Origin of the sequence: Rhodococcus sp. NPDC058639 (assembly GCF_042717545.1) — a bacterium.
Classification (GTDB): Bacteria; Actinomycetota; Actinomycetes; order Mycobacteriales; family Mycobacteriaceae; genus Rhodococcus.
In genome coordinates this window covers 333,774-356,043 of sequence record NZ_JBHXRF010000002.1, presented here as the reverse complement: position 1 = coordinate 356,043, position 22,270 = coordinate 333,774, and the positions used below count along the sequence as shown (strand labels likewise).

Annotated in this window: 23 protein-coding genes; 12 read left to right on the top strand and 11 right to left on the bottom strand. The window is 66.3% G+C overall.

What is annotated here, in order from left to right:
• Positions 1-172 precede the first annotated feature (172 nt).
• The gene (locus ACFWU2_RS04635; RefSeq protein WP_378601671.1) at positions 173-1,708 is read left to right on the top strand and encodes a sodium-dependent transporter; all 1,536 of its coding nucleotides are present in this window, start codon (positions 173-175) and stop codon (positions 1,706-1,708) included.
• A complete protein-coding gene (locus ACFWU2_RS04630) occupies positions 1,705-1,812 on the top strand; it encodes a methionine/alanine import family NSS transporter small subunit (protein ID WP_378601669.1) in 108 nt (35 codons plus the stop codon). Before ACFWU2_RS04635 ends, ACFWU2_RS04630 begins: the two co-directional genes overlap by 4 nt.
• Before the next feature lie 121 nt (positions 1,813-1,933).
• Here ACFWU2_RS04630 and ACFWU2_RS04625 read toward each other — a convergent pair whose 3' ends face one another.
• Positions 1,934-2,587, bottom strand: a complete 654-nt coding sequence (locus ACFWU2_RS04625; RefSeq protein WP_378601667.1) for a TetR family transcriptional regulator — start codon at positions 2,585-2,587, stop codon at positions 1,934-1,936.
• Positions 2,588-2,749: 162 nt separating this feature from the next.
• On the opposite strand from ACFWU2_RS04625, the gene ACFWU2_RS04620 reads away from it, so the two are divergent.
• Positions 2,750-3,595 carry an LLM class F420-dependent oxidoreductase gene (locus ACFWU2_RS04620; RefSeq protein ID WP_378601664.1) on the top strand — a complete coding sequence of 282 codons (846 nt, stop codon included), beginning with the start codon at positions 2,750-2,752 and terminating at the stop codon, positions 3,593-3,595.
• Between the two features lie 26 nt (positions 3,596-3,621).
• Complete coding sequence (locus tag ACFWU2_RS04615) at positions 3,622-5,085, top strand: FAD-dependent oxidoreductase (protein ID WP_378601662.1); 1,464 nt, start codon at positions 3,622-3,624, stop codon at positions 5,083-5,085.
• Positions 5,086-5,109: 24 nt separating this feature from the next.
• On the opposite strand, the gene ACFWU2_RS04610 is transcribed toward ACFWU2_RS04615, so the two are convergent.
• The 9 genes from ACFWU2_RS04610 to ACFWU2_RS04570 form a co-directional block, all read right to left on the bottom strand.
• The gene (locus ACFWU2_RS04610; protein ID WP_378601660.1) at positions 5,110-6,678 is read right to left on the bottom strand and encodes a GMC oxidoreductase; all 1,569 of its coding nucleotides are present in this window, start codon (positions 6,676-6,678) and stop codon (positions 5,110-5,112) included.
• A 62-nt stretch (positions 6,679-6,740) separates the two neighbouring features.
• Positions 6,741-8,000, bottom strand: coding sequence for a hypothetical protein (locus ACFWU2_RS04605; protein WP_378601658.1), 1,260 nt, complete (start codon positions 7,998-8,000; stop codon positions 6,741-6,743).
• Positions 7,994-8,545 carry a nuclear transport factor 2 family protein gene (locus ACFWU2_RS04600; protein ID WP_378601656.1) on the bottom strand — a complete coding sequence of 184 codons (552 nt, stop codon included), beginning with the start codon at positions 8,543-8,545 and terminating at the stop codon, positions 7,994-7,996. Before ACFWU2_RS04600 ends, ACFWU2_RS04605 begins: the two co-directional genes overlap by 7 nt.
• 18 nt (positions 8,546-8,563) lie before the next feature.
• Complete coding sequence (locus ACFWU2_RS04595; protein ID WP_169621244.1) at positions 8,564-8,758, bottom strand: ferredoxin; 195 nt, start codon at positions 8,756-8,758, stop codon at positions 8,564-8,566.
• A 10-nt stretch (positions 8,759-8,768) separates the two neighbouring features.
• Positions 8,769-10,127 (bottom strand): cytochrome P450, encoded by a 1,359-nt coding sequence (locus ACFWU2_RS04590; protein WP_378601653.1) that lies wholly within the window; start codon positions 10,125-10,127, stop codon positions 8,769-8,771.
• Positions 10,127-10,909 (bottom strand): SDR family oxidoreductase, encoded by a 783-nt coding sequence (locus ACFWU2_RS04585; RefSeq protein ID WP_378601650.1) that lies wholly within the window; start codon positions 10,907-10,909, stop codon positions 10,127-10,129. The genes ACFWU2_RS04590 and ACFWU2_RS04585 overlap by 1 nt, the downstream gene beginning before the upstream one ends.
• The gene (locus ACFWU2_RS04580) at positions 10,902-12,128 is read right to left on the bottom strand and encodes a cytochrome P450 (RefSeq protein WP_378601648.1); all 1,227 of its coding nucleotides are present in this window, start codon (positions 12,126-12,128) and stop codon (positions 10,902-10,904) included. Before ACFWU2_RS04580 ends, ACFWU2_RS04585 begins: the two co-directional genes overlap by 8 nt.
• A 3-nt stretch (positions 12,129-12,131) precedes the next feature.
• Positions 12,132-12,704: a TetR/AcrR family transcriptional regulator gene (locus tag ACFWU2_RS04575; RefSeq protein ID WP_378602327.1), complete on the bottom strand. Its 573-nt coding sequence runs from the start codon at positions 12,702-12,704 to the stop codon at positions 12,132-12,134.
• 80 nt (positions 12,705-12,784) lie between these two features.
• Positions 12,785-14,008 carry a cytochrome P450 gene (locus tag ACFWU2_RS04570; RefSeq protein WP_378601645.1) on the bottom strand — a complete coding sequence of 408 codons (1,224 nt, stop codon included), beginning with the start codon at positions 14,006-14,008 and terminating at the stop codon, positions 12,785-12,787.
• Positions 14,009-14,095: 87 nt separating this feature from the next.
• Here ACFWU2_RS04570 and ACFWU2_RS04565 point away from each other — a divergent pair, with 87 nt between their 5' ends.
• Positions 14,096-14,692, top strand: coding sequence for a TetR/AcrR family transcriptional regulator (locus ACFWU2_RS04565; protein ID WP_378601642.1), 597 nt, complete (start codon positions 14,096-14,098; stop codon positions 14,690-14,692).
• A 44-nt stretch (positions 14,693-14,736) separates the two neighbouring features.
• Positions 14,737-15,567 carry an oxygenase MpaB family protein gene (locus tag ACFWU2_RS04560; protein ID WP_378601639.1) on the top strand — a complete coding sequence of 277 codons (831 nt, stop codon included), beginning with the start codon at positions 14,737-14,739 and terminating at the stop codon, positions 15,565-15,567.
• A 40-nt stretch (positions 15,568-15,607) separates the two neighbouring features.
• Here ACFWU2_RS04560 and ACFWU2_RS04555 read toward each other — a convergent pair whose 3' ends face one another.
• Positions 15,608-16,480 (bottom strand): SDR family NAD(P)-dependent oxidoreductase, encoded by an 873-nt coding sequence (locus ACFWU2_RS04555; RefSeq protein WP_378601636.1) that lies wholly within the window; start codon positions 16,478-16,480, stop codon positions 15,608-15,610.
• A gap of 81 nt (positions 16,481-16,561) precedes the next feature.
• Between ACFWU2_RS04555 and ACFWU2_RS04550 the strand changes: the two genes are divergently transcribed.
• Genes ACFWU2_RS04550 through ACFWU2_RS04525 form a run of 6 tightly spaced genes read left to right on the top strand, consistent with a single transcriptional unit; the run spans position 16,562 to position 22,248 of the window.
• Positions 16,562-18,031 carry an aldehyde dehydrogenase gene (locus ACFWU2_RS04550; RefSeq protein ID WP_378601633.1) on the top strand — a complete coding sequence of 490 codons (1,470 nt, stop codon included), beginning with the start codon at positions 16,562-16,564 and terminating at the stop codon, positions 18,029-18,031.
• 36 nt (positions 18,032-18,067) lie between these two features.
• On the top strand, positions 18,068-18,817 hold the full coding sequence (locus tag ACFWU2_RS04545) for an SDR family oxidoreductase (protein ID WP_378601630.1): 750 nt from the start codon (positions 18,068-18,070) through the stop codon (positions 18,815-18,817).
• Complete coding sequence (locus ACFWU2_RS04540) at positions 18,814-19,713, top strand: NAD(P)-dependent oxidoreductase (protein WP_378601627.1); 900 nt, start codon at positions 18,814-18,816, stop codon at positions 19,711-19,713. The genes ACFWU2_RS04545 and ACFWU2_RS04540 overlap by 4 nt, the downstream gene beginning before the upstream one ends.
• Positions 19,710-20,078, top strand: a complete 369-nt coding sequence (locus tag ACFWU2_RS04535; protein ID WP_169621254.1) for a carboxymuconolactone decarboxylase family protein — start codon at positions 19,710-19,712, stop codon at positions 20,076-20,078. Before ACFWU2_RS04540 ends, ACFWU2_RS04535 begins: the two co-directional genes overlap by 4 nt.
• On the top strand, positions 20,075-21,187 hold the full coding sequence (locus ACFWU2_RS04530) for a TIGR03857 family LLM class F420-dependent oxidoreductase (protein WP_378601624.1): 1,113 nt from the start codon (positions 20,075-20,077) through the stop codon (positions 21,185-21,187). The genes ACFWU2_RS04535 and ACFWU2_RS04530 overlap by 4 nt, the downstream gene beginning before the upstream one ends.
• Positions 21,184-22,248: a phosphotransferase gene (locus tag ACFWU2_RS04525; RefSeq protein ID WP_378601621.1), complete on the top strand. Its 1,065-nt coding sequence runs from the start codon at positions 21,184-21,186 to the stop codon at positions 22,246-22,248. The genes ACFWU2_RS04530 and ACFWU2_RS04525 overlap by 4 nt, the downstream gene beginning before the upstream one ends.
• The last annotated feature ends 22 nt before the right edge of the window (positions 22,249-22,270 follow it).

Sequence of the window (22,270 nt, the reverse complement as noted above, 5' to 3'; positions counted from 1 at the left end):
CCTGCGCGCTTTCGGCACGATCACGGTGACAGTGACGCAAAACGCACGAGTACGCTGCTCCCGGGCCACGCGCTAGCGTGACCCCATTCCGTCGAGTGGAGGGACGTCGTTCGTGGCACAACAACAGGTCGCCAGGAAACGGGAGGTTTGGTCGGGGCGCTCAGTGTTCATCATGGCCGCGATCGGTTCCGCCGTGGGTCTGGGCAACATCTGGCGTTTTCCGTACATCGCATACGAAAACGGCGGCGGCGCGTTCCTGATCCCGTATCTGGTCGCTCTCCTCACCGCGGGCCTTCCGCTCCTGTTCGTCGACTACGCGATCGGACACAAGTTCCGGGGATCGCCACCGCTGGCCTTCCGCCGGCTCAGCCGCGGCGCGGAATTCCTCGGCTGGTGGCAGGTGCTGGTGTGCTTCGTGATCGGTGTGTACTACGCCGTCATCATCGCCTGGGCGGCGCGCTACACGTTCTTCTCGCTCAGTGAAGCGTGGGGCGACGACGCGGAAGGGTTCTTCCTCGAAACGTTCCTGCAGGTCGACGGTGATTCCTCGTTCGGGATGAGCTTCGTCCCGGGCGTCGCGTGGCCGCTGCTGGCCGTCTGGATCCTCACGCTCGGTGTGCTCGCGCTCGGGGTGCAGCGCGGTATCGGCAACGCCAACCGGTTCTTCGTCCCGCTGCTGGTGCTCCTGTTCGGTGCGCTCGTCGTGCGGGCGCTGACCCTCGAGGGCGCCACCATCGGCCTCGACGCCTTCTTCACGCCGAACTGGTCCGCGCTGACCGATACGAGCGTGTGGATCGCGGCGTACGCGCAGATTTTCTTCTCGCTCTCCGTCGCGTTCGGCATCATGATCACCTACTCGTCGTACCTCAAGCGCAAGACCAACCTGACCGGTTCGGGCCTGGTCGTCGGCTTCTCGAACTCGAGTTTCGAGGTCCTGGCCGGTATCGGCGTGTTCTCCGCGCTGGGCTTCATGGCCCAGGCGCAGGGGGTGGCGGTCGACGAGGTGGTCGCCGGGGGTATCGGACTGGCGTTCATCGCGTTCCCGACCATCGTCTCCGAGATGCCGGGCGGCCCGATCTTCGGCGTCCTCTTCTTCGGATCCCTCGTGTTCGCCGGTTTCACGTCCCTGATCAGCATCATCCAGGTCGCTGTCTCGGCGTTCGAGGACAAGACCGGCCTCGGACGCGTTCCCGCCGTTCTCACGATCGGTGGCGTGTCGGCGATCGTCTCGCTGTTGCTGTTCCCGACCACCACGGGACTCAACACGCTCGACGTGGTCGACCGTTTCGCCAACCAGTTCGGCATCGTGGGTGTCGCCTTCGTTGCGCTCATCGTGATCGCGTGGATTCTGCGGCGTCTGCCCGACCTGCGAGACCATCTCAATTCGGTGTCGTCGTTCAAGGTCGGCCCGGGCTGGCTGGTGTTCACCGGCGTTGTCACACCCGTCGTGCTGGGATACATGCTGTTCAGTGAGATCCGTGATCGGCTGAGCGAGGGCTACGGCGGACTGCCCGACGACCTCGTCCTGGTGTTCGGGTGGGGCGTCCAAGCGGTGGTGATCGTGGCCGCCGTCGCGCTCTCGTTCATCCCGTGGCGCAAGAGCATCGACCTCGGATACGACGCCGGTGGTGACATTCCCGCCTCCGGCGTGACCGTCTCGACCGGCACCACGGATCCCGACAGCACCACCACCGGAGGTACGAAGTGAGCACATCCGCCATCGCCCTCATGATCTTCGCCCTGGTCACACTCTGGGGTGGCCTCGCCCTGAGCATCGTGCACCTGCACAACCATCCCGACGAACCCGAGTGATCGATTCCCTGCCGGTGAACCGGTAATGGACACACTCGCCCGGCAGCGGGGGCGGCGCTTCGAACGGAAGCGCCGCCCCCGCTGCGTTCGCGGCGGAGTGCGTGTCGCCCCGGCCGACAGGTCAGCCGGCGCGCTGCAACCGCTCGAGCCGGTCGAACACCAATGTCACCGCGGTATCGGTGTGTGCGAGCACCTCGCGCGCGCTCTGCCGGCCGGCAGCCCAGCTCACGAGGGTGGACATCCACACATCGGCAATGATGTGCACCGCGTTGAGAACCTCTTCGCTGACCACGTCGATTCCGGCAGCGCGGGCGAACAGATCGGTGAGTACATATCCGAGGTGGTCGAGTTCGGGGGCCGACGACGCATCGGCGAACATGGTGGCCCGCACCAGAGCGTCGTACAGGCGAGGATTCTCCTCGAGTTGCACGACCGATGCCCGGAACACCACCATGATCCGGTCGTGCGGGGTGTCGCCGGGAAGCTCCGCCTCGGCAAACCGCCGGGCGGCCGCTTCGAACTCGAGCACCAGCGCAACCACCAGCAGATGGTTCTTCGACGGGAAGTAGCGATACACCGTACCGAGAGCCACGCCGGACCGGTCCGCTACCGCACGCATCTGCACGGCCTCGTACCCGCCCTCGGACGCAAGCTCCTTCGCCGACCCGATGATGCGCATGTAGCGGGCTCGCTGAGCGGGCCTCAGATCTGCGCCCGGTGTCGAAAAAGCCCGCTGTCTCGTGTGCGCAACCTCCGTAGTCGGGTCGTCCGCCATCACGTCACCTTCCGTTCATCCCTGTTCGAGGATAGTTCAGGCACCGATGCGGCCTTCACGACCAGGCTTCCGGCGACTCATCTAGACAGGTGTCCGGAAACCCCTTCCCTCCAGAGATAGAACGCGTTACATTTTCTTCGTTATCCGACGAGAGGGGCCGCAGTGCGCCACGGAATCACCCTGTTCACCAGCGACCGGGGAATCCGACCCGATGTTGCCGCGACAACCGCGGAGAGCCGCGGGTTCGACAGCTTCTACGTTCCCGAACACACTCACATCCCGGTGCGGCGCGAATCCGCGCACCCGGGCACCGGCGACGAGACACTGCCCGACGACCGGTACATGCGCACCCTCGACCCGTGGGTCTCGCTCGGTCTCGCAGCCGCCGTGACATCCACGATCAGCTTGGGCACGTCCGTCGCCTTACCGCTCGAACACGATCCGATCACCCTGGCGAAGACGATCGCCACACTCGATCACCTTTCCGGCGGACGCGTGATCCTGGGGGCCGGCTTCGGCTGGAACGCCGAAGAACTCGCAGACCACGGGGTTCCACCCGGTAAGCGTCGCACCGCCTTGCGGGAGTACCTCGAGGCGATGCAGGCACTGTGGACCCAGGAGGAAGCGTCCTACGACGGCACCTTCGTCTCCTTCGGCCCGAGTTGGGCGTGGCCCAAGCCGGTCCAGCAGCCCCGGCCCCCCGTGCTCATCGGCGCGGGCGCGACCGAGCGGAACTTCGCATGGATCGTGCGCTCGGCAGACGGCTGGATCACCACCCCCACCGAGCAAGACACCGTGGACAACGTGCACCGGCTCCACAAGATGTGGGCCGACGCCGGTCGCACCGGGACTCCGACGGTCGTCGCGCTCGCCGGACGCCCCGATACCGAGCAACTGAGCCGGTGGAGCGACGCGGGAGTGAACGAGGTCATCTTCGGTCTCCCCGATCGCACGGAGGACGAAGTCGTCGCCTACATCGACCGGCTCGCCGCCAAACTCGACCACTGATCTACCGCACCAGAACGGGACCCACATTGAGCACCGATTTGCATCCGCTCCACGCCGACCGGATCACCACCTGGCACCACGAGGCCGACGTGGTGATCGCCGGATACGGCATCGCCGGAGTGTCCGCGGCCGTCGAGGCCGCGCGCACCGGCGCCGAGGTACTGGTTCTCGAACGCACCGGAGGCTGGGGCGGGGCAGCGTCGTTGTCCGGGGGCATCATCTACCTGGGTGGTGGGACGGGTCTTCAGAAAGCGCTCGGGTTCGAGGACACCCCCGAGAACATGAAGACGTTCATGCTCGCAGCGCTCGGACCGGGAGCGGACGAAGCGAAGATCTCCGAATACTGCGAGGGCAGCGTCGAGCACTACGACTGGCTCGTCGACAACGGCGTGGTGTTCAAAGAGAGCTTCTGGGGTGAGCCCGGCTGGGAGATACCGGGCGACGACGGCCTGATGTACTCCGGTGGCGAGAACGCCGCGCCCTTCAACGACATAGCGACTCCCGCTCCCCGCGGCCACGTCCCCCAGATGGCGGACAAGCGCACCGGCGAGAAGGGCGGCGGTTTCATGCTCATGCAACCGCTGTCGCAGGTCGCCGAGAACCTCGGGGTCCGAGCCGAATACGACGTAAGGGTGCAGCGTCTGATCGTCGACGAGGACGGCCGGGTCGTCGGTATCGCCGCCAAGCAGTACGGCAACGAAGTCTATGTCCGGGCACGTCGCGGCGTCGTCCTCGCAACCGGGAGTTTCGCCTACAACAAGGAGATGATCTCGGCGTACGCGCCCCAGTTGGAGGGGCGTCCGGGCGCTGCGATCGAGGAACACGACGGTCGTGCGATCCGGATGGCCCAGGCGCTCGGCGCCGACCTCGCGCACATGGATGCCACCGAGGTCGCGTTCTTCGGGGATCCCCAGTTGATGGCGCGCGGCATCCTCGTCAACGGCCGCGGGAGCCGGTACGTGCCCGAGGACACCTACCCCGGTCGCATCGGCCAGTTGACCCTGCTCAAGAACGACAATCAGGCGTTCCTCGTCATCGACGAGGCCGCGTACGAAGAAGGGTGTGCCGCAACCAGTTCCACGCCCTTCTTCCGTTTCCGGCCGAAATGGGTCGCCGAGACGGTCGAAGAACTCGAATCCGATATGGGATTGCCGGCGGGCACACTGCAGGCAACCGTCGAGGTCTACAACCGGCACGCGGCGACCGGAACCGATCCCGTCCTCGGCAAGAAGAGCGAATGGTGCGTTCCGATCGGTTCTCCGATCGCCGCGATCGACCTACGCAACTCCACCGCCGGATTCACTCTGGGCGGCCTGCGCACGACCGTCGACTCCGAGGTTCTCCACGTCTCCGGCGAACCGATCCCCGGCCTGTTCGCCGCGGGCCGTTGCACATCCGGAGTCTGTGCCTGGGGATATGCGAGCGGAACGTCGCTCGGTGACGGCAGTTTCTTCGGTCGGCGAGCGGGCATCTCCGCAGCCAAAAGCTGAACCGGACCCCGACCGGTCCCGGGCTCAGAACACCACACCGGCATCGCGGCGGACGATCTCGTCCGCACCGTACTCCGCGAGCGCGGCGATCGTCATGGACGGATTGCACGCACCGGTCGAGCCCGGGATCTTCGCTCCGTCCACCACGTACAGCCCACGCTGCCCGAGCACGCGGCCGGCCTCGTCGCACACCGATCCCATCGGCGCTCCCCCGAGCGGATGGAACGTATTGACGTCCACCGCATTGATGTCGACCACGAGTGCGGCGGGACCGGCGATACGACGGATACGCGTCTCGATTGCCCGGGTCAGCTCACGGTCGAACTTCTGATCCCACTGCAGCACAGCGTCGTCGGTGGCGGCGTCGTACTGCCATCGCCCGAGCCCACGCACGACCCCCAGTCCGATCACCGAGGTGGTGCCGATGTCGGCCGGCCACGGCACCGGTCCGGTCACGATCATCAGCGCGCCGGCGGGATCGGAATAGTCCTTCATCCCGACGCATGCCGGACCACCCTGGAACTCCCCCGGACTCGACAGCGGCGTGGTCACCGAGAACACGCGGTCGCCGTTGTTGCCCCACCCCGTTCCCACCTCGTCCGGCAGGTCCGGCACGAGGTTCTTCGCGTGGGCCTTCATCAGCAACCGGGTCGTGCCGGCCGATCCTGCACCGAGGAACACCGCCTCCGAGAGGAGCCTCTTGCGTTCGAGAATCGTTCCGTCGGTGTGGATCCGGTCGACATGCGTGATCCACGTTCCGTTCGATGCCCGCTCGATGTCGGTGACGCGATGCAACGGCGCAACAGACACGTTGCCCGTATTCTCGGCCGCGGCCAGATAGGTCACGTCCACCGAGAACTTCCCACCGTTGTTCACGCCGTAGATCACGTCGCCGGTCGTGTAGGACGGTTTGAGTTCGCCCGTGAGTTCGCGCCGTGCAAAATCCCAGTCGATCGACATCGGCACCCGGAACGTCTCGAATCCCTCGCGCGCGGCCCGGTCGAGGAATTCCCGTGACGACCGGTAGCGAGGGTGGGCGAGCAGATCGTCGGGGATCTCGGCGACGCGCAGCATCCGCGCGACTCGCGGGTAGTACTCCCGGTCGAGACGGTCGTAGTCGAGGCTCGGCGACACCGACGCCGCGAATCGCGCACCGTCCGGTTGCAGCGTCATCCCGTGGTACGCGAGCGAACTGCCGCCGACGCCGGCGCCGCACAGGATATCGATTCCGTTGCCGCGCACCCTTTCCATCAGGCCGGTGTACGGCTCCGACGGAATCGGGGGCGCGCCGGTCATCACCGGCATCGGTGACAACCACGACGCTCGCCGGTCGGGCGCGAACATGCGGGGGAATGTTTCCGCGTTCGGCCCTGTGGGCCAACGTATTCCGCGCTCGAGCACAACCGTCTCCACACCTGCACGTCCGAGGTGCATCGCGGTGATCGCGCCGCCGAAACCGCTTCCGATCACCACCGCGCGATGGCGTTCCTCGGTGACCGCCGCCCGGGCCCGTGGGACCGCCACCACCGTCAATGCCACTGCCGCGGCAGCAGCAGTCCCCAGAAAAGTGCGACGCGACAGAGCAGTATCCACATGATCTCCTGAACGAATGGGTTCGATCGTGAAGAGCGGGAAAGCCTGGCAGAGCCTGAAGATCAGACGACGGTGAGCGGTAGCGGAATCCCACGGTCTGCGAATACGAAATCGGTGCCCGAACTGAAGCGGGTGATGGCCACCTCGCCGCATTCCTTCGCGGGCGTGTCCTCGCGCACGACACCCACGACGAGCGCGTCCCGTGTCTCGGACTCCACGCGAACGGAGAAGTGTGCGTCCACCCCGCGCACGAGTGCGTCGAGAGCACCCAGGTGCTCGGAGTCGACCAGTGTCGGCCACGCCCCGTCCACGTGTGCTCCACCCCGCCGGTGGATGTGCAAGGTCAGACCGTGCGAGTCGTGCTCGACGGTGCGTTCGACATATTGGTACGGCGAGAACACGGGATGAACCTCGAGGACTGCCGCGAGTCCGGCGAACGACTGCGGTACTCCCAGCGCCCGCGCGATCCGCTCCGACGCGATGCCCGCAATCCCGGTGAGTTGTTTGCGGGTGAGGTCGAGCGCGGACGCCTCGTCGGTGCGCTTGCGCACGCCCATGAGAAATCCCAGCGTGAGCATGTGCTGTTGCAGGCATACCTCTTCGGCGATCCGCACCAGCGCGGACTTCGAGAAGTCCGCGAACCGCAGGTCCGACAGGAGCGGACCCGAATAGTCCGACGCCCCTTCGTCCCGGCGGTCCACCTGGCTCAACGTCGCCGCCACCGCCGCGGTTCTGCCGAGCGCCTCGGTGTGCGGTTCCATCTGCGGTGGCACGTGCGACGGATCGATGGTGACCGTCCACGCGCAGTGCGGGTGCCGGTCCTCGGGAACCCGCGGCGGCCGGTGGATGGGCCGCACCTGCGCGTACGGATTGGTGGCGAGCGCGGTCGCGTCGAACGTCGGGTCCTCGATGTCGTGACACATGGCCGTGACGTACTCGTCGCCGAGCGGTTCGACGTCCATGAGTGCGCCGCAGTGATCGAGCCGGAACTCGCCGTGGTTGCGGTCGTCGACGCGGTACCGGAAGTCCATGAACTGCGGCGGTGCACCGATGTCGAGTTGCAGTCCCTTGAAGATGGTGACGACGTCGTCGCCCTCGTAGTTCAGGGCGCGCTGCATCCGCCGGGTGTACCAGGGTGACGCCGCCTGCCATTCCTCGATCGCGACTTCGGCCATTCCCTCACGACCGAAGGCCGAGATGAGGTGCGCCATGCCCGAGCGGTCGATAAGTTGTCCGCACAGCAGCAGTTCGGGCACCAGCACGGCCAGGTCGGCGCGCGAGAGCGCCGCAAACGATCCGCCCGTGCGTGCGGCGCTCACCACAGCGGAACCGGCGACTGTCCGACGCGGTACCAGCCGGGCAGCGGTGTCTTGGCGGTGGACCGCTCGATCCGCTTGTTCATTCCGTCGGACAGTTTGTTGTCGGTGATCATCTCCATGAAGAGGTGGGAGACGTTGCCGAAGTCGAAGAAGTCGCGCTGCCAGGACCACTGGAAGTTTCCGCCGTACCGGAACCAGCTACCTCCGATGCCCTGCACCGTGTAGGGCTCACCGTTGTCGCGGGTCTCGTTCGCGGTCTGCTTCCAGAAACCGATGACGTCCCCGGACCGCTCGTCGACGACGAACTGCTGATAGGGGTACTGCCACCCTTCGAGGCCCTCCATCTCCTGTCCGAGCGCGATGTCGCGGATCTCGTCGCGGCCGACCGCCATGAACTCCTGCTTCGGCCCGTAATTCCAGCCGTAGGTCGCGTCCTCGGTATACATGTCCGCCAACGGCTTCCAGTCGCCTTCGGCCTCGGCGCGCTTGTTGGCGTCGGTCCAGCGGGCGATCATCTCGTCGAGCTCGGCACGATCGAACGTAGCCATGGGTCGGTCTCCTGGGTCTCAGTCTTCGACGATGCGAAGTGCTTGGGTCGGGCAGTACTTCACGGCGGCCTCGGTGTCGCTGCGCAACTCCTCGGGCACAGGGTTTCGGAGTATCTCCACCTCGCCGTGTTTTGCGACGGCGAACACATCCGGGGCTTCCATCGCGCACATGGCATGGCCCTGGCAGAGATCGAGATCTGCTTCGACTCTCACGACGGACACCTCAGCCCCGGTCACGGCGGCGGTACCGGACCGCGCACGGTTGCGCGAGCTGCACCACCATCTTGGAGTGGTCGTTGCGGTAGGTGTCCGACGGCTGCGCGAGCTCGAACTCGAAGTCGCGCAGCAGAACCGAGAAGATAGCTTTGAGCTGCATGAGCGCGAAGGCCGCACCGACGCAGCGGTGCCGGCCGGCGCCGAACGGAATCCACGTCCACCTGTTGACGATGTCTTCCTGGTTGGGATCGATGTACCGGCCGGGATGGAACGCATCCGGATCGGGAAAGTCCTCGGCGATCCGGTTGGACACCGCGGGTGTCGCACCCACGAGATCGCCCTCCCGGATCCGGTATCCGGCGACTTCGAAGTCGTCGCATGCCACGCGGAGCAGCAGAATCAGGGGCGGATGCAGCCGCAGGGTCTCCTTGAGGACCGCTTCGAGCACCGGGATCTGGCGGAGCGCGTGGAAACTCACGTCGGCACCGTCGGCGTAGAGCGTGTCCAGTTCGTCGGTCACCTGGTCCAGGTACTCCGGATTCCGCAGCAGTTCGATCAGCGCCCACGCGGCCGTGCCCGACGTGGTGTGGTGTCCGGCGAACATCATCGAGATGAAGATGCCGGTGATCTCGTCGGCGCTGAACCGCTCGTGCCCTTCGTCGTCCTTGATCGACACGAGGACATCGAGCATGTCGCGATCCTCTTTGCCCTTCGGCGGGTTCGCGATACGGCCGGTCATGATGTCCTGAACGAGGGCGACCAGGCCACGTCGTGCTTCGTCACGTCGCCGGAAGCTCTCGATGGGCGCATACGGATCGACGAAAGCGAGAGCGTCGGTTCCCTTTTCGAGATCGTGATAGAGGTGGGCGAAGCGGTCGTCGAGCTGGTCTCGGAACTTCTTGCCGATCAGGCACGCGGACGAGGTGTAGATCGTCAGCTCGGCGAAGAACTCGAGCAGGTCGATCTCGCCTTCGTCGCCCCAGCCGGCGATCATGTCCTGCACTTCTCGATCGATGGTCGCAGCGTGGCCCTTCATCTGTTCACCGCGCAGCGCCGAGTTGTGCAGCATCTCCTTGCGCCGCTCGGGGCTGGCATCGAACACGACGCCCTCACCGAAGACCGGCTTCATGAACGGATACGCGGCCTGCTGGTCGAGTTCCTCGTCCGCAGCACGGAAGAAGAACTCGTTCGCTTCGGCGCCGGAGAGCAGCACGACTTTCTTGTCGGCGAGTTGGAAGACGCCCACGTTTCCGCACTCGTCACGGACGCGCCGCATGAGGGCGATCGGGTCGGTCCGCAATTCTTCGAGGTGGCCGTGCTCGTGCTCGCCACCGGACACCCGTGTGGGTTCGACGATCGTGGTCATCAGGAATCCTTCTTCAGTGGGGCCTCGGGCTGAACTTCGATGAGCACGATGTGGGCACCACGCGGTGCCGAGACGACCGCCACGGCCGCATCCGCGATGTCCGACGCCCGGAGGAAGTACGGGTGGCGGGCGAGCCCCCATTTGGTCCAATCGTTCAGCAGCGGTTCGAGGATTTCCGCGGGTGCCGTCATTCCGGCCGCGGTCTGCGTGGGGCCGGGACGCACCACCGACGCGCGCACTCCGGTGCCCTCGAGTTCCATGCGCATTTCCCGCGCGAGCGCTTCGAGACCGGTCTTGGCCGCGACGTAGGCGCCCATCCACGGGCGAGCCACGTCGGCGCAGTCGGAACCGATGACGACGAAATCGCCGCGCCGGCGTTCGATCATGCCGGGTATCACCCGGTGGGCGAGTCGTTGAGTGCCCATGAGGTGCACGTTGACCTGGAAGGCGAATCGGTCGGGGTCCATCTCGTGGGCAAGGGAGAAATCCATGTCGCCGGCACCGGACACGACGATCTCGGTGGGGCCGAGCGCGTTCTCGGCCGCCGCGACGAACTCGTCGACCGATTCGGTCGAGGACACGTCGAGCCGATGGGCGAAGGCTTCGCCTCCTTCACCGCGGATCTTCTCCGCGATTGCCTCGCACTCGTCGACGCGGCGCGCACCGAGAGCGACAGGATGCCCGAGTTCGGCGAGGGCGTATGCGGTGGCGGTGCCGATACCGGAGGACGCTCCGGTGACGATCGCCGGGCGTCGCGAGGGGTGGGGTTCGAATCTAGGCATGTCGATCGGTGACCTTCATGGGCAGGGCGGCGAAGCCTCGGACGTTGGTGGAGTGCACACGCTCGCAGCGGTCGAAGTCGACCTCGTAGTCGGCGACCCTGCGCGCGAACTGTCCGAGCGCGATGTTCGCCTCCAGTCGGGCGAGGTGCGCGCCGAGACAGAAGTGCACGCCCCCTCCGAAGCTCGCGATCTTCTGGGAGCTGCTCCGGCCGATCCGGAACGTGTCGGCGTCGTCGAACACATCCGAGTCGCGGTTGGCGGAGCCGATGAGAAGGAGCACCTTGTCGCCGGCGGCGATGGTGGAGCCGTGGAGGTCGATGTCCTCTGCGGCGGTGCGCGCGACGAGTTGACTCGACGTGTCGTACCGCAATGTCTCCTCGACCCAATCCGGTGCCCGATCGGGTTCGGACAACACCCGTTGCACTTCCGTCTTGTTGCGCGCGCCCCAGAACATGGCGTTGCCGAGCAGTTTCGTGGTGGTCTCGTTGCCCGCAACCACCATCAGGAACATGAATCCGATGATCTCGTCGTCCGACAACCGGTCGCCGTCGATCTCCGCACCGAGCAGAGCCGAGGTGAGATCGGAGGTTTCCTTCGCACGACGCTCGGTGATCATCTGTGCGTAGTAGCCGACGAGATTCAAGGACGCGTCCATGGCGGCGACGGGGACGTCGAGAACGCCCTCTTCGCGGTGCACGACGAGGTCGGCGAGCCTGCGGATCTCGGCGCGATCGGACTTGGGAACGCCCATGAGTTCGGAGATCACGTCCATCGGCAGCTTGCCGGCGACTTCGGAGATCCAGTCGAACTCCCCTGCTGCCAAAGCGGGTTCGAGGTACTCGAGGGTGAGTTCGAGTATCCGTCCTTCGAGATCCGCCACGCGGCGCGGCGTGAAGCCCTTCGAGACCAACTGGCGCATCCGCATGTGCCGCGGGTCGTCCATCGCGAGGAAGGACATCACCTTGTGCGCGTTGGGCCCGTACGCCGACGGGTCCAGCGAGACGCCGTTGGCACTCGAGAGCCGGGTGCCGTCACGGAACGCCGCAACCACGTCGGCGTGGCGAGACAACGCCCAGAATTCCAGTTCGGGGTTGTAGTACAGCGGCGCTTCCTCGCGCAGCCTGCGGTAGGTGGGGTACGGGTCCTCGTGGAACGAGTAGTCGTACGGGTTGAAGGTCGGCGGGTCGAGCGATGAGGACTCCAGGGAGGCCTGAATCATGGATCACTCCAGTAAAAGTCGGGCTGAGACTTCCAACCTGTCGGCGAGCTTTTCGTACGTGCCGTAACCCATACCGGCACGCACGAGGGCACCGGCGTAGAGCAGTTCGAGTGCTTCGAGTTCGTCGGGGTCGGCGCCGGATCCGAGCGCGGCGGAGAGCCGCTCCCGGATCTCGAGACCGATTCGTGCCCGCAGATGCTCGACGTCCGGATCCTGGCCGAGCAGCGCACTGGTCACCGCGGCCGCCAGTTCCGGTTCGCCGGCCATCAGCAGCGCGATCCCCCGGAGCACTGCCGATACGCGATCGGCTCGGTTCCCGTCGGCCTGCCCCGGCGTCGGCTCGAGTGCCGCCTCCGTGGCGAGCCGCCGCCAGAACACCTCTGCGACGAGATGCTCTTTCGACGAGAAGTACGTGTAGGCGGTCGCCGGTGCGACACCCGCACGGGAGGCAACCATCCGGACCGTCAATCCTGCGAATCCCTCTTCGCGCAATACCTCGACCGCGGCCTGTGTGAGGCGCTGCACCGTATCGGCCTGCCTCTCGGTCAGACGGCGGCGAGTCGATTCGAGATTCACATTTCTGGACACGTGTCTGGACATTACTACGGCAGGTCGGGTCCGGCAATGCCGATACTCGGCCGTACGCACCGAATTCGTCACCCGCGCGGGTGGATCCGCACGGGCATGGTTTTGACCCCGTTGATGAAGTTGGATCTCAGCCGACGCACCGGCCCAGCGGATTCGACGCGGTCGAGGCGCGCCGCCAGCGTCTCGAACATCACCCGCAGTTCCAGACGCGCGAGATGCGCTCCGACGCAGAAATGGACCCCGCTGCCACCGAAGGCGACGTGCGGGTTGTGTTCCCGGCCGATATCGAAGACCTGCGCGTTCTCGAACACGTCCTCGTCGCGGTTCGCGCTGGGGTAGTACACAACCACCTTGTCGCCGCGCTCGACCGCCTGGCCACCGATCGACGCCGGACAGGTGGGGGTGCGACGGAACGCCACCACGGGACTCACCCAGCGCAGGATCTCCTCCACCGCGCTGTCGATCAACTCGGGCCGATCCTGGAGTCTGCGCCATTGCTCGGGATGGTCGATGAAGGCTTGCATACCGCCGGTGATCGCGTTGCGGGTCGTCTCGTTGCCCGCGATCACGAGCAGCACGAAGAACATGTCGAACTCCACCTCGGACAGCGTGTCCCCGTTCTCGTCGGGACGAACGAGTGCGGAGACGATGTCGTCGCGTGGCGCGGCTCGGCGTTGGGCGGCAATCTCGTTGGCGTACAGGAAGACCTCTGCCGCGGCGAGCTCACCGTCCTGCTGCGTGCTCCCGTATTCGGGGTCGTCCCAGCCGATCATCCGGTTCGACCACTCGTAGAGTTTGCCGACATCCTCGGTGGGTGCACCGAGCAACTCGGCGATCACCTCGAGCGGCAGCGGTGCCGCCACCGTCGGCACGAAGTCGACGACGGCGTCGTCCCGTCCGGCTTCGATGACCTCGTCGACGATCCGGTCGCACACCTCTCGGATATGGGCCTCGAGCGTCTTGACCATCCGCGGCGTGAAACCACGACTGACCAGTTGCCGCAGGCGGGTGTGATCCGGAGGATCGAGATTGAGGAGCATCGCGGCCTGCTTGAGGCGCGTTTCCTCGTCGAAGTCGTCGACCTGGGTGGTTCCCAGCGCCGACGAGAACGTGCTGCTGTCGCGGGAGACGGCGACGACGTCGGCGTGCCGGGTGACGGCCCAGAAACCGGCACCCCCCTCTTCCGGCTGCCGCGGCACCGGGCAGACGCGGCGGAGTTCGGAGAAGTACGCGTGGGGAATCCCGTCGAGGTAGAGATCGGGGTTCTTGAGATCGAAGCGGGAGGTGGTCATGCCCTTACCCTCGTCCGGATATACGAATATGTGTGGCTCTCAAACTACACATCTTCGTTTGATGCGGAAGACCCCTAGAATAACTTCATGGCACGTGACAATTCCCGGCCCGTCCGGCGACGCACCCTCACGCGCGAGAAAGTTGTCGCTACCGCACTCGACATCGTCGAGGAACTCGGCTGGGAGCAACTCACGATGAGCACCCTGTCGGCTCGGCTCGGCATCGTCGCAGCCTCGTTGTACAACCACGTCCGCAATCTCGACGACGTGCGTTCCGCTGTCCAGGTCCGCGCCATGACCGATCTGGGTCTCCACCTGCGCGAGGTGGCGATGGGCCGGAGCGGAATCGACGGCCTGCGTGCTCTGATCGACGCTCACCGGACATGGGCAGTCGAGCACGCCCGCCTGTACCGCGCCTTGACCGCGGCGCCGGTCGATCGCGACGCGCTCGTCGGTGCAGCACTCGACGCGAACGTCGCGCTGCGGACCATGCTGTCCTCGTGCGGTGTCCCGGCGACCGAGTCGCTCGAGGTCGCCATCAGCATGTTCGCAGCGCTGCACGGCTTCGCCACCCTCGAGGGAAGCGGATTCCTCGGCGACGAACTGGACCTCGACCAGATCTACGACACCGTGGTGCGGGGCGTACTGGCAGGAGTTCCCGTCGCGGGCCCGCACACGGGCTGAACGAACCGTAGGCTGAATACGGCCGTCGTCGGATGGAGGGTCCCATGGCAACCATCCGCTCCCTCGGAGATCTGGTGTCGCCGCTCGGCGGCACGATCAACGTGGCGAACGTGATCATGCAGTTGTCCCTGCCGGGTGTGGGGCAAGGTGTCCTCGACAGCACGGTGGACTCCGGTCGAGCCGACCTGCATCCGGTGAAACGCGCCCGGACCACCGGCGCCTATCTGGCGGTCGCGGCCTTCGGCAACGACGACGATCGTGCGTATGTCCGGGAAGCCGTGCGACGCATCCACTCCCAGGTCACGTCCACTCCGGGAGCCCACGTTGCGTACAGCGCCAACTCTCCCGTGCTGCAGTTGTGGGTCGCGGTGTGCCTGCTCGCGTATTTCGTCGACCAACACGAATTGCTGCACGGACCGCTGAGCGAGGACGAATTCCGGCACGTGCTGCGCGACGGCGCGAGTCTCGGCACCACCCTCAACGTTCGCCCGGAGTCCTGGCCCACCACACGGGAGGAGTACGACGAACTCTGGCGCGCAGGCGTGGACAGCATCTCGATGAACGACGACGTCCGCACCTACCTCACCCACCTGGCGGAACTCAGCTTCCTCGAAGTACGGCTCGGACGCGTCGGCGGGTTGATCCACCGCGTGTTCGGTCGTTCCTTCGAATTCGTCACTCGCGGAGCACTCCCTCCTGAGTTCCGGGACGTCATGCACTACGAGTGGACCCTTGCGGACCAGCGCAGATTCGATCGCTATCTGGCGAACCTCCGCACGATGCATCGGTGGACACCGTGGGTGTGGCGACTGCCGTGGCAGGCCTACCTGCTGGATATGCGACTGCGGCGCCGCCTCGGCCTCCGCGTGTTCTGATCACCGCCCCGCGGCGCGGGCAGTACCGGACGAACCCGGACTAGACGAACCCGGCGATCTCCTCCGGCGTCCACGGCGGAGACGTCTCATGGTCGCGCCAGGCGAGCAGGTCCGGCGTTTGCTTGCCGAACCGCCCGACGAAACATCCGGACCCGGCGAAGATCCCGCCCGTGGACGAGGACAGCGCACTCGCGAGAAACACATAGAGGGGTGCCACGTACTCGGGCGGAGCCGGATTGCGAGACGCCTCGTACGCCACGTCGTCGAGCAGACCCCGCTCGTGCAGCCGCGTGAGCTGCCGCGCGTAGTCCTCTCCCGTGGACAAGCGTGTGCGAGCTCCCGGGCACACGACGTTGGCGCGCACGTCGTGCTCGCGTAGTTCGGCTGCGATCGCCATGGTCAAGCTGTTCACCGCGCCTTTTCCCGCGGGGTATCCCGTCCCGCCGTAGTCGCCGAGAAATGCGAACGAACCCGTGTTGACGATCGCACCGCCGCCATGTTCGACGAAGTACGGAGCGAGGACCCGGCAGGTACGGAAGGTGCCCGTGAGATGCGCGTCGATCAGGTCGTGCCACTGCCGGTCGTCGATGTCGAGGATGGACGAGCCGGCGGGTTCCGCGGTACCGGCGCAGTTGACGAGCGCGGCCACCGACCCGAATTCGGCCAGTGCGGTGTCGAGCAGGCGTTCCGCGACCCCCGGTTCGGCGGCAGATCCCGCGACGCCGACCGCCCGTGCCCCGGCTGCCACCATCTCGTCCACGGTCGTCTCCACCGCACCGGGGTCTCGGCCGTTGACCACGACACCCGCACCTTCCGTCGCGAACCGCTGCGCGACGGCACGGCCGATCCCCCGGCTCGACCCGGTCACGATCACGCCCTTGCCGGCCAGGCCGATCGAATTCGGCTCTCCCATAAGTTCTCCCGTTCGGCCATTGCGTCGTACAACTGCCCGAACTATAGTCCAGACACCTGTCCAGAACCGAGGGAACGTCCGATGACACTTCGCCCCACCGACAGCTCCACACTTCTGATCGACGGAAAGCTCGTACCCGGCAGCGGCGGCACCTTCGAGGTGTTCGACCCGAGCACCGAAGAACTGCTCGGAAAGGCCGCCGACGCCACCTCCGCCGACATGGACGCCGCCATCGAGGCCGCACGACGGGCGTTCGACGACACCGACTGGTCGCGCGACCACGCGTTCCGTGCCCGGTGCCTTCGGCAGTTGCGCGACGCGCTGCGTGGACACATCGAGGAACTGCGCGAGATCACCATCGCCGAGGTCGGGGCTCCACGCTTCCTCACCTCGGCCGCGCATCTCGAAGGTCCCGTCGACGATCTGCTCTTTTTCGCCGACCTCGCCGAGAACTATTCGTGGAAACAGGATCTCGGCAACGCAGCGCCCATGGGTATCCCCACGCATCGCTATCTGCTCAAAGAACCCACCGGTGTGGTCGGTGCGATCACACCGTGGAACTTCCCGCACCAGATCAACTTCGCCAAGATCGGGCCGGCGCTCGCCGCGGGAAATACCGTCGTTCTCAAACCCGCCCCCGACACCCCGTGGTGCGCGGCCCTGGTCGGAAAGATCCTCGCCGAGGAAACCGACTTTCCGCCCGGAACGCTCAACATCGTGACCTCGAGCGATCATCGCCTGGGCGCACAACTCACCGAGGACCCGCGCGTGGACCTGATCTCGTTCACAGGTTCCACCGCGACCGGCCGATCCGTGATGCGGGCCGCCGCCGACACCCTCAAGAAGGTGTTCCTCGAACTCGGCGGCAAATCGGCGTTCCTCGTGCTCGACGACGCGGACCTGCGCAGCGCCTGCTCGATGGCCGCATTCACCGTGTCCACGCACGCGGGTCAGGGGTGCGCCATCACCACCCGCCTCGTCGTCCCCCGCGACAAGTACGACGAAGCCGTGGCCGCCACGGCGAAGACGATGCGCAGTCTGCGTCCGGGCGACCCACGCGACCCCGGTACCGTCTGCGGACCGTTGATCTCCGAGCGCCAGCGTGCCCGCGTCGAAAGCTATATCCGGCTCGCTGTCGAAGAAGGCGGCACGATCGTGGTCGGAGGCGGCCGGCCGGCCGAACACGCGCGCGGGTTCTTCGTCGAACCCACTCTGATCTCCGGTCTCGACAACCGATCCCGGACGGCGCAGGAAGAGATCTTCGGTCCCGTGCTCGTCGTGATTCCCCACGACGGGGACGACGACGCGGTGCGCATCGCCAACGACTCCCCCTACGGCCTGTCGGGCGCGGTGTACGGCACGGACCCCGCGCGCATCGCCCGTGTCGTCGCCGGCGTGCGCACCGGAACCCTCGGCGTCAACGGCGGCATCTGGTACGCGGCCGATGCCCCGTTCGGCGGCTACAAGCAGTCCGGAATCGGCCGGGAGATGGGCGTCGCCGGCTTCGAGGAATACCTGGAAACCAAGCTGGTCGCGGAGCCCGCGAGCTGATCGCCGCACCCTCACAGAATCGAAAGGACCGACAGTATGGCCAGATTCACGGACCGCACGGCGATCGTCACCGGCGCAGCACAGGGCATCGGTGAGGCCTACGCCCGCGCGCTCGCGGCCGAAGGCGCGAACGTCGTGGTCGCCGATCTCGAAGCCGAACTCGGCGAACAGGTCGCCAAGCAGATCGTCACCGACGGCGGGAACGCGACGTTCGTGCCGGTCGACGTATCCGACCCGGTATCCACCGAGGCACTCGCGGCCTCGACCGTCGAGAAGTACGGCCGCATCGACCATGTGGTCAACAACGCCGCGATCTACGGCGGCATGAAACTCGACCTACTGCTCACCGTTCCCTGGGACTACTACAAGAAGTTCATGAGCGTGAACCTCGACGGCGCCCTCAACGTCACCCGCGCGGTATGGCCGCACATGACGGCCCACGGCGGGTCGATCGTCAACCAATCCTCCACCGCCGCATGGTTGTACTCCGGCTTCTATGGGCTCGCCAAAGTCGGAATCAACGGACTGACCCAGCAACTCGCGGTGGAACTGGGCGGGTCGAACATCCGTATCAACGCGATCGCACCGGGCCCCATCGATACCGAGGCGACCCGCAGCACCACACCCGCGAAGATGGTCGCGGACATGATCAAGCACCTGCCGCTCAAGAGAATGGGCACCCCCGAGGACCTGGTCGGCATGTGCCTGTTCCTGCTGTCCGACGAGGCGAGCTGGGTGACCGGCCAGATCTTCAACGTGGACGGCGGACAGGTGATCCGTTCGTGAACACACCCGAGAACATCCGGATCGGGTACATCGGCCTCGGCAACATGGGCGCACCGATGGCGCAACGTCTTCTCGGCCGTCCCGGTGGGCTCACCGTGCTCGACACACGTGCCGAGGCCGTCGCACCGTTCGTCGACGCGGGCGCGTCCGCCGCAGCGGACCCTGCTGAACTCGGTGCGTCGTGCGATCTGATCTCGGTGACCGTGCTCGACGACGCACAAGTACGCGAGGTCGTCGCCGGCCCGAACGGTCTTCTGTCCACCGCGCAACCGGGAACCGTGATCGCGGTGCATTCGACGATCTCCGACACCACCGCCACCGAACTCGCCGCCGAGTGCGCCGAGCGCGGGGTGGACCTCGTCGACGCGCCGGTCAGCGGCGGTGCACCCGGCGCCCGCAACGGCACGCTCGCCGTCATGGTTGGCGCGACCGACGAGGCGTTCGCGAAGGTCTCCGAACCGTTCGGGCATTTCGCCGAGGTCGTGATCCACGCCGGTCCGGTGGGAGCCGGCACGCGCATGAAACTGGCACGCAATCTTCTGCATTTCATCTCCTTCACCGCCGCGACCGAGGCTGCGCGGCTCGCGGAGGCAGCCGGGATCGATATCACCGAACTCGGCAAGGTCGTCCGCCACACCGATGCCATCACCGGCGGTGCCGGAGCCATCATGTGGCGCGACAGCACATCCCGGCTCGACACGGATGATTCGTGGTACCCGATCTTCTCGCACGTCCGCGACCTCGGCGAAAAAGACCTGTCGCTCGCTCTCGAACTCGGTGAGCGTCTCGGGGTCGAATTGCCGCTCGCGACACGAGCATTGACCGGGCTCGGGCCCGGACTCGGTGTCGGTACCGGCAGCGCCGCACATTCCTGCGCCAGCGAGGAGCACGCATGACCGACGACACCCGCCGCCGTGGGCTCGAGATGATGACGAAGGTCTACGGCTGGGAGATGCAGGACGGCCCGGGTGACCACTTCGCGGTGACAGCGGACCACCTCTTCGCCGACATCTGGTCCCGGCCCGGACTGAGCATCCGGGATCGCAGACTGTTGCTCCTGGGCGCCCTCACCGCGCAAGGACTCACCGATGTCGCCGAGATCCAGATCGGTGCGGCTCTGCACAACGAGGAACTGGACGAGGAGCAACTCAAGGAGATCGCGCTGTTCCTCTGCCATTACGTGGGGTGGCCCCTGGGCACCAAACTGGATTCGACGATCGGGAGCGTGCTGCACAAGCGGCGCGCATCGAACCGGTCGTGAGCGACACCGGCCGGGCCGCTGCGACCCCCGAGTTCCCGGAACTCGGGTTCTACGGCCTCGCCGGGCACTCCCCCGAACCACGCGACCTGCTCGACGAGGTTCGTCTCGGTGAACAACTCGGGTTCGGGGCGGTGTTTCTGTCCGAGCGGTTCGACACCAAGGACGCCGCGGCGCTCGCCGGTGCGGCCGCCGCGGTGAGCGAGACGATCGGAATCGGCACCGCCGCAACGAATCCTCACACCCGGCATCCCCTCGTCACGGCAACAATGGCGACGACACTGCACCGATTGAGCGGGGGCCGGTACGCCTTCGGCCTGGGACGCGGATTCGATGCGCTCTTCGATCTCATGGGTCTGCCACGCGTCACGTCCGCCGGACTGGAGGATGCAACCGGAATCCTGCGCGCGCTGTGGAACGGAGAAGCGGTCGCGGGGCACGACGGACCCGCCGGATCGTTTCCGTATCTACGGCGGATCTCCGAAGGGTCCGACCGCATTCCGATCCTCATGGTCGCCCTCGGCGACAGGACCCTCGACCTCGCCGGGCGAATCGCCGATGGCGTCGTCCTGCACACCTTCTTCACAGACGCCACCGTCGCTCGTGCCGTGAAGATCATCCGCGACGCCGCTGCGGCGGCCGGACGAGACCCCGCGTCCGTGCGGGTCTGGTCGGTCCTCGCGACGGTCGAGGACTCGATCCCCGAAGACCGGCAGGAACGGATGCTGGTCGGGCGTCTCGCCACCTACCTGCAGGGCTACGGCGACGTCCTGGTGCGAGCCAACGGGTGGGATCCCGACGTGCTCCGGCGGTTCCGCGACGATCCCGTGGTACGCGATCACCGTGGACCGTTCGACGCGGCCGGCAGCCCCGCGGTTCTGCGGCACCTCCGCGCCCTCCTGCCCGAGGAATGGATCGCGGCATCTGCCACCGGAACCGCCGGACACTGCGCCGCGCGCATCGCGGACCAGTTCGACGCGGGCGCCGACAGCGTGATTCTCCACGGTGCAACCCCGGCGGAACTCGCACCCGTGGTGGCAGCATGGCGCACAGTACGCATGCCCGAGAACCACTCGCGGTTGCCCGCCAATCCCGGATGGAGCGTCCGATGACCTCGCCTCCGGCCGAACCGGCCCTGATGCTCGACGTCGACGAGCTGACCCCGGAGCGGTTGGGGGCTGCCCTCGGGAGCGCGGTGCGCTCGGTACGGTCCGAGCCGATCGGTACCGGCCAGATCGGACGGTGCCTGCGGCTCACGCTGACCGGCGACGAGATTCCGGCCTCGATCGTGGCCAAACTTCCCGTGGCCGATCCGGGAACACGAGCCATGCTGGCCGGCGCCTACCGTGGCGAAGTCCGGTTCTACACCGACATCGCAGACTCGGTGTCGGTCCGCGTGCCGGTCTGCTATTACGCCGCACTCGGCGACTGCGGCGATTTCACGCTGCTGCTCGAAGACCTCGCGCCCGCACAGCAGGGCGACCAGGTCGCCGGTTGCACTCCGGCGCAGGCGCACGACGCGGTACGCAACCTCGCAGGTCTGCACGGGCCCCGCTGGTGCGACCCCACTCTCCTGGGATTGTCGTGGGTCGGCCGGACCACCCAGGACGAAGCGCGGGTGCTCGCCGAACTCTACGGCCCGGCGCTGGAGACCTTCGCGCATGATCTGGGTGAACACGTCTCGAGTGGCGATCGCGCCACGCTGCGCGACTGCGTCGAGGTCACGGAGCGGTGGATCTGTGCACGACCGGAGCGGTTCGCACTCGTGCACGGCGATTACAGGCTCGACAACCTCCTGTTTCCCGCGGTGCCGGACACGGGCGTGACCGCAGTGGATTGGCAGACACTCACGATCGGGCTTCCCGCCCGCGACCTCGCCTATTTCGTGAGCACCTCCCTGACCCCCGAATTGCGGCGGGAGCACGAGTGCGACCTCGTGGCGACCTACCACCGGGCACTGCTCGGTCACGGAGTCGAGAAATACAGCCTGACCGACTGCTGGGACGACTACCGTTTCGCGATGCTCCAGGGTCCTCTGGTTGCTGTATTCGGCTGCGCGTACGGCACTCGCACCGACCGTGGTGATCGAATGTTCGCAACGATGGTCGCCAGGGCGTGCACCGCGATCCGCGACCTCGACAGTCTCACCCTGGCGGCCCACACCTCCGGCTGAGGCAGCATCTCGGTAAGGTTGC

Bases quoted from the DNA above. Each gene is read 5' to 3' on its own strand.
- ACFWU2_RS04635 (WP_378601671.1), top strand. From the start codon at position 173: ATGGCCGCGATCGGTTCCGCCGTGGGTCTGGGCAACATCTGGCGTTTT.
- ACFWU2_RS04625 (WP_378601667.1), bottom strand. From the start codon at position 2,587: ATGGCGGACGACCCGACTACGGAGGTTGCGCACACGAGACAGCGGGCT.
- ACFWU2_RS04600 (WP_378601656.1), bottom strand. From the start codon at position 8,545: ATGGCTACGTTCGATCGTGCCGAGCTCGACGAGATGATCGCCCGCTGG.
- ACFWU2_RS04590 (WP_378601653.1), bottom strand. From the start codon at position 10,127: ATGACCACGATCGTCGAACCCACACGGGTGTCCGGTGGCGAGCACGAG.
- ACFWU2_RS04585 (WP_378601650.1), bottom strand. From the start codon at position 10,909: ATGCCTAGATTCGAACCCCACCCCTCGCGACGCCCGGCGATCGTCACC.
- ACFWU2_RS04580 (WP_378601648.1), bottom strand. From the start codon at position 12,128: ATGATTCAGGCCTCCCTGGAGTCCTCATCGCTCGACCCGCCGACCTTC.
- ACFWU2_RS04570 (WP_378601645.1), bottom strand. From the start codon at position 14,008: ATGACCACCTCCCGCTTCGATCTCAAGAACCCCGATCTCTACCTCGAC.
- ACFWU2_RS04565 (WP_378601642.1), top strand. From the start codon at position 14,096: ATGGCACGTGACAATTCCCGGCCCGTCCGGCGACGCACCCTCACGCGC.
- ACFWU2_RS04560 (WP_378601639.1), top strand. From the start codon at position 14,737: ATGGCAACCATCCGCTCCCTCGGAGATCTGGTGTCGCCGCTCGGCGGC.
- ACFWU2_RS04555 (WP_378601636.1), bottom strand. From the start codon at position 16,480: ATGGGAGAGCCGAATTCGATCGGCCTGGCCGGCAAGGGCGTGATCGTG.
- ACFWU2_RS04550 (WP_378601633.1), top strand. From the start codon at position 16,562: ATGACACTTCGCCCCACCGACAGCTCCACACTTCTGATCGACGGAAAG.
- ACFWU2_RS04545 (WP_378601630.1), top strand. From the start codon at position 18,068: ATGGCCAGATTCACGGACCGCACGGCGATCGTCACCGGCGCAGCACAG.
- ACFWU2_RS04535 (WP_169621254.1), top strand. From the start codon at position 19,710: ATGACCGACGACACCCGCCGCCGTGGGCTCGAGATGATGACGAAGGTC.
- ACFWU2_RS04525 (WP_378601621.1), top strand. From the start codon at position 21,184: ATGACCTCGCCTCCGGCCGAACCGGCCCTGATGCTCGACGTCGACGAG.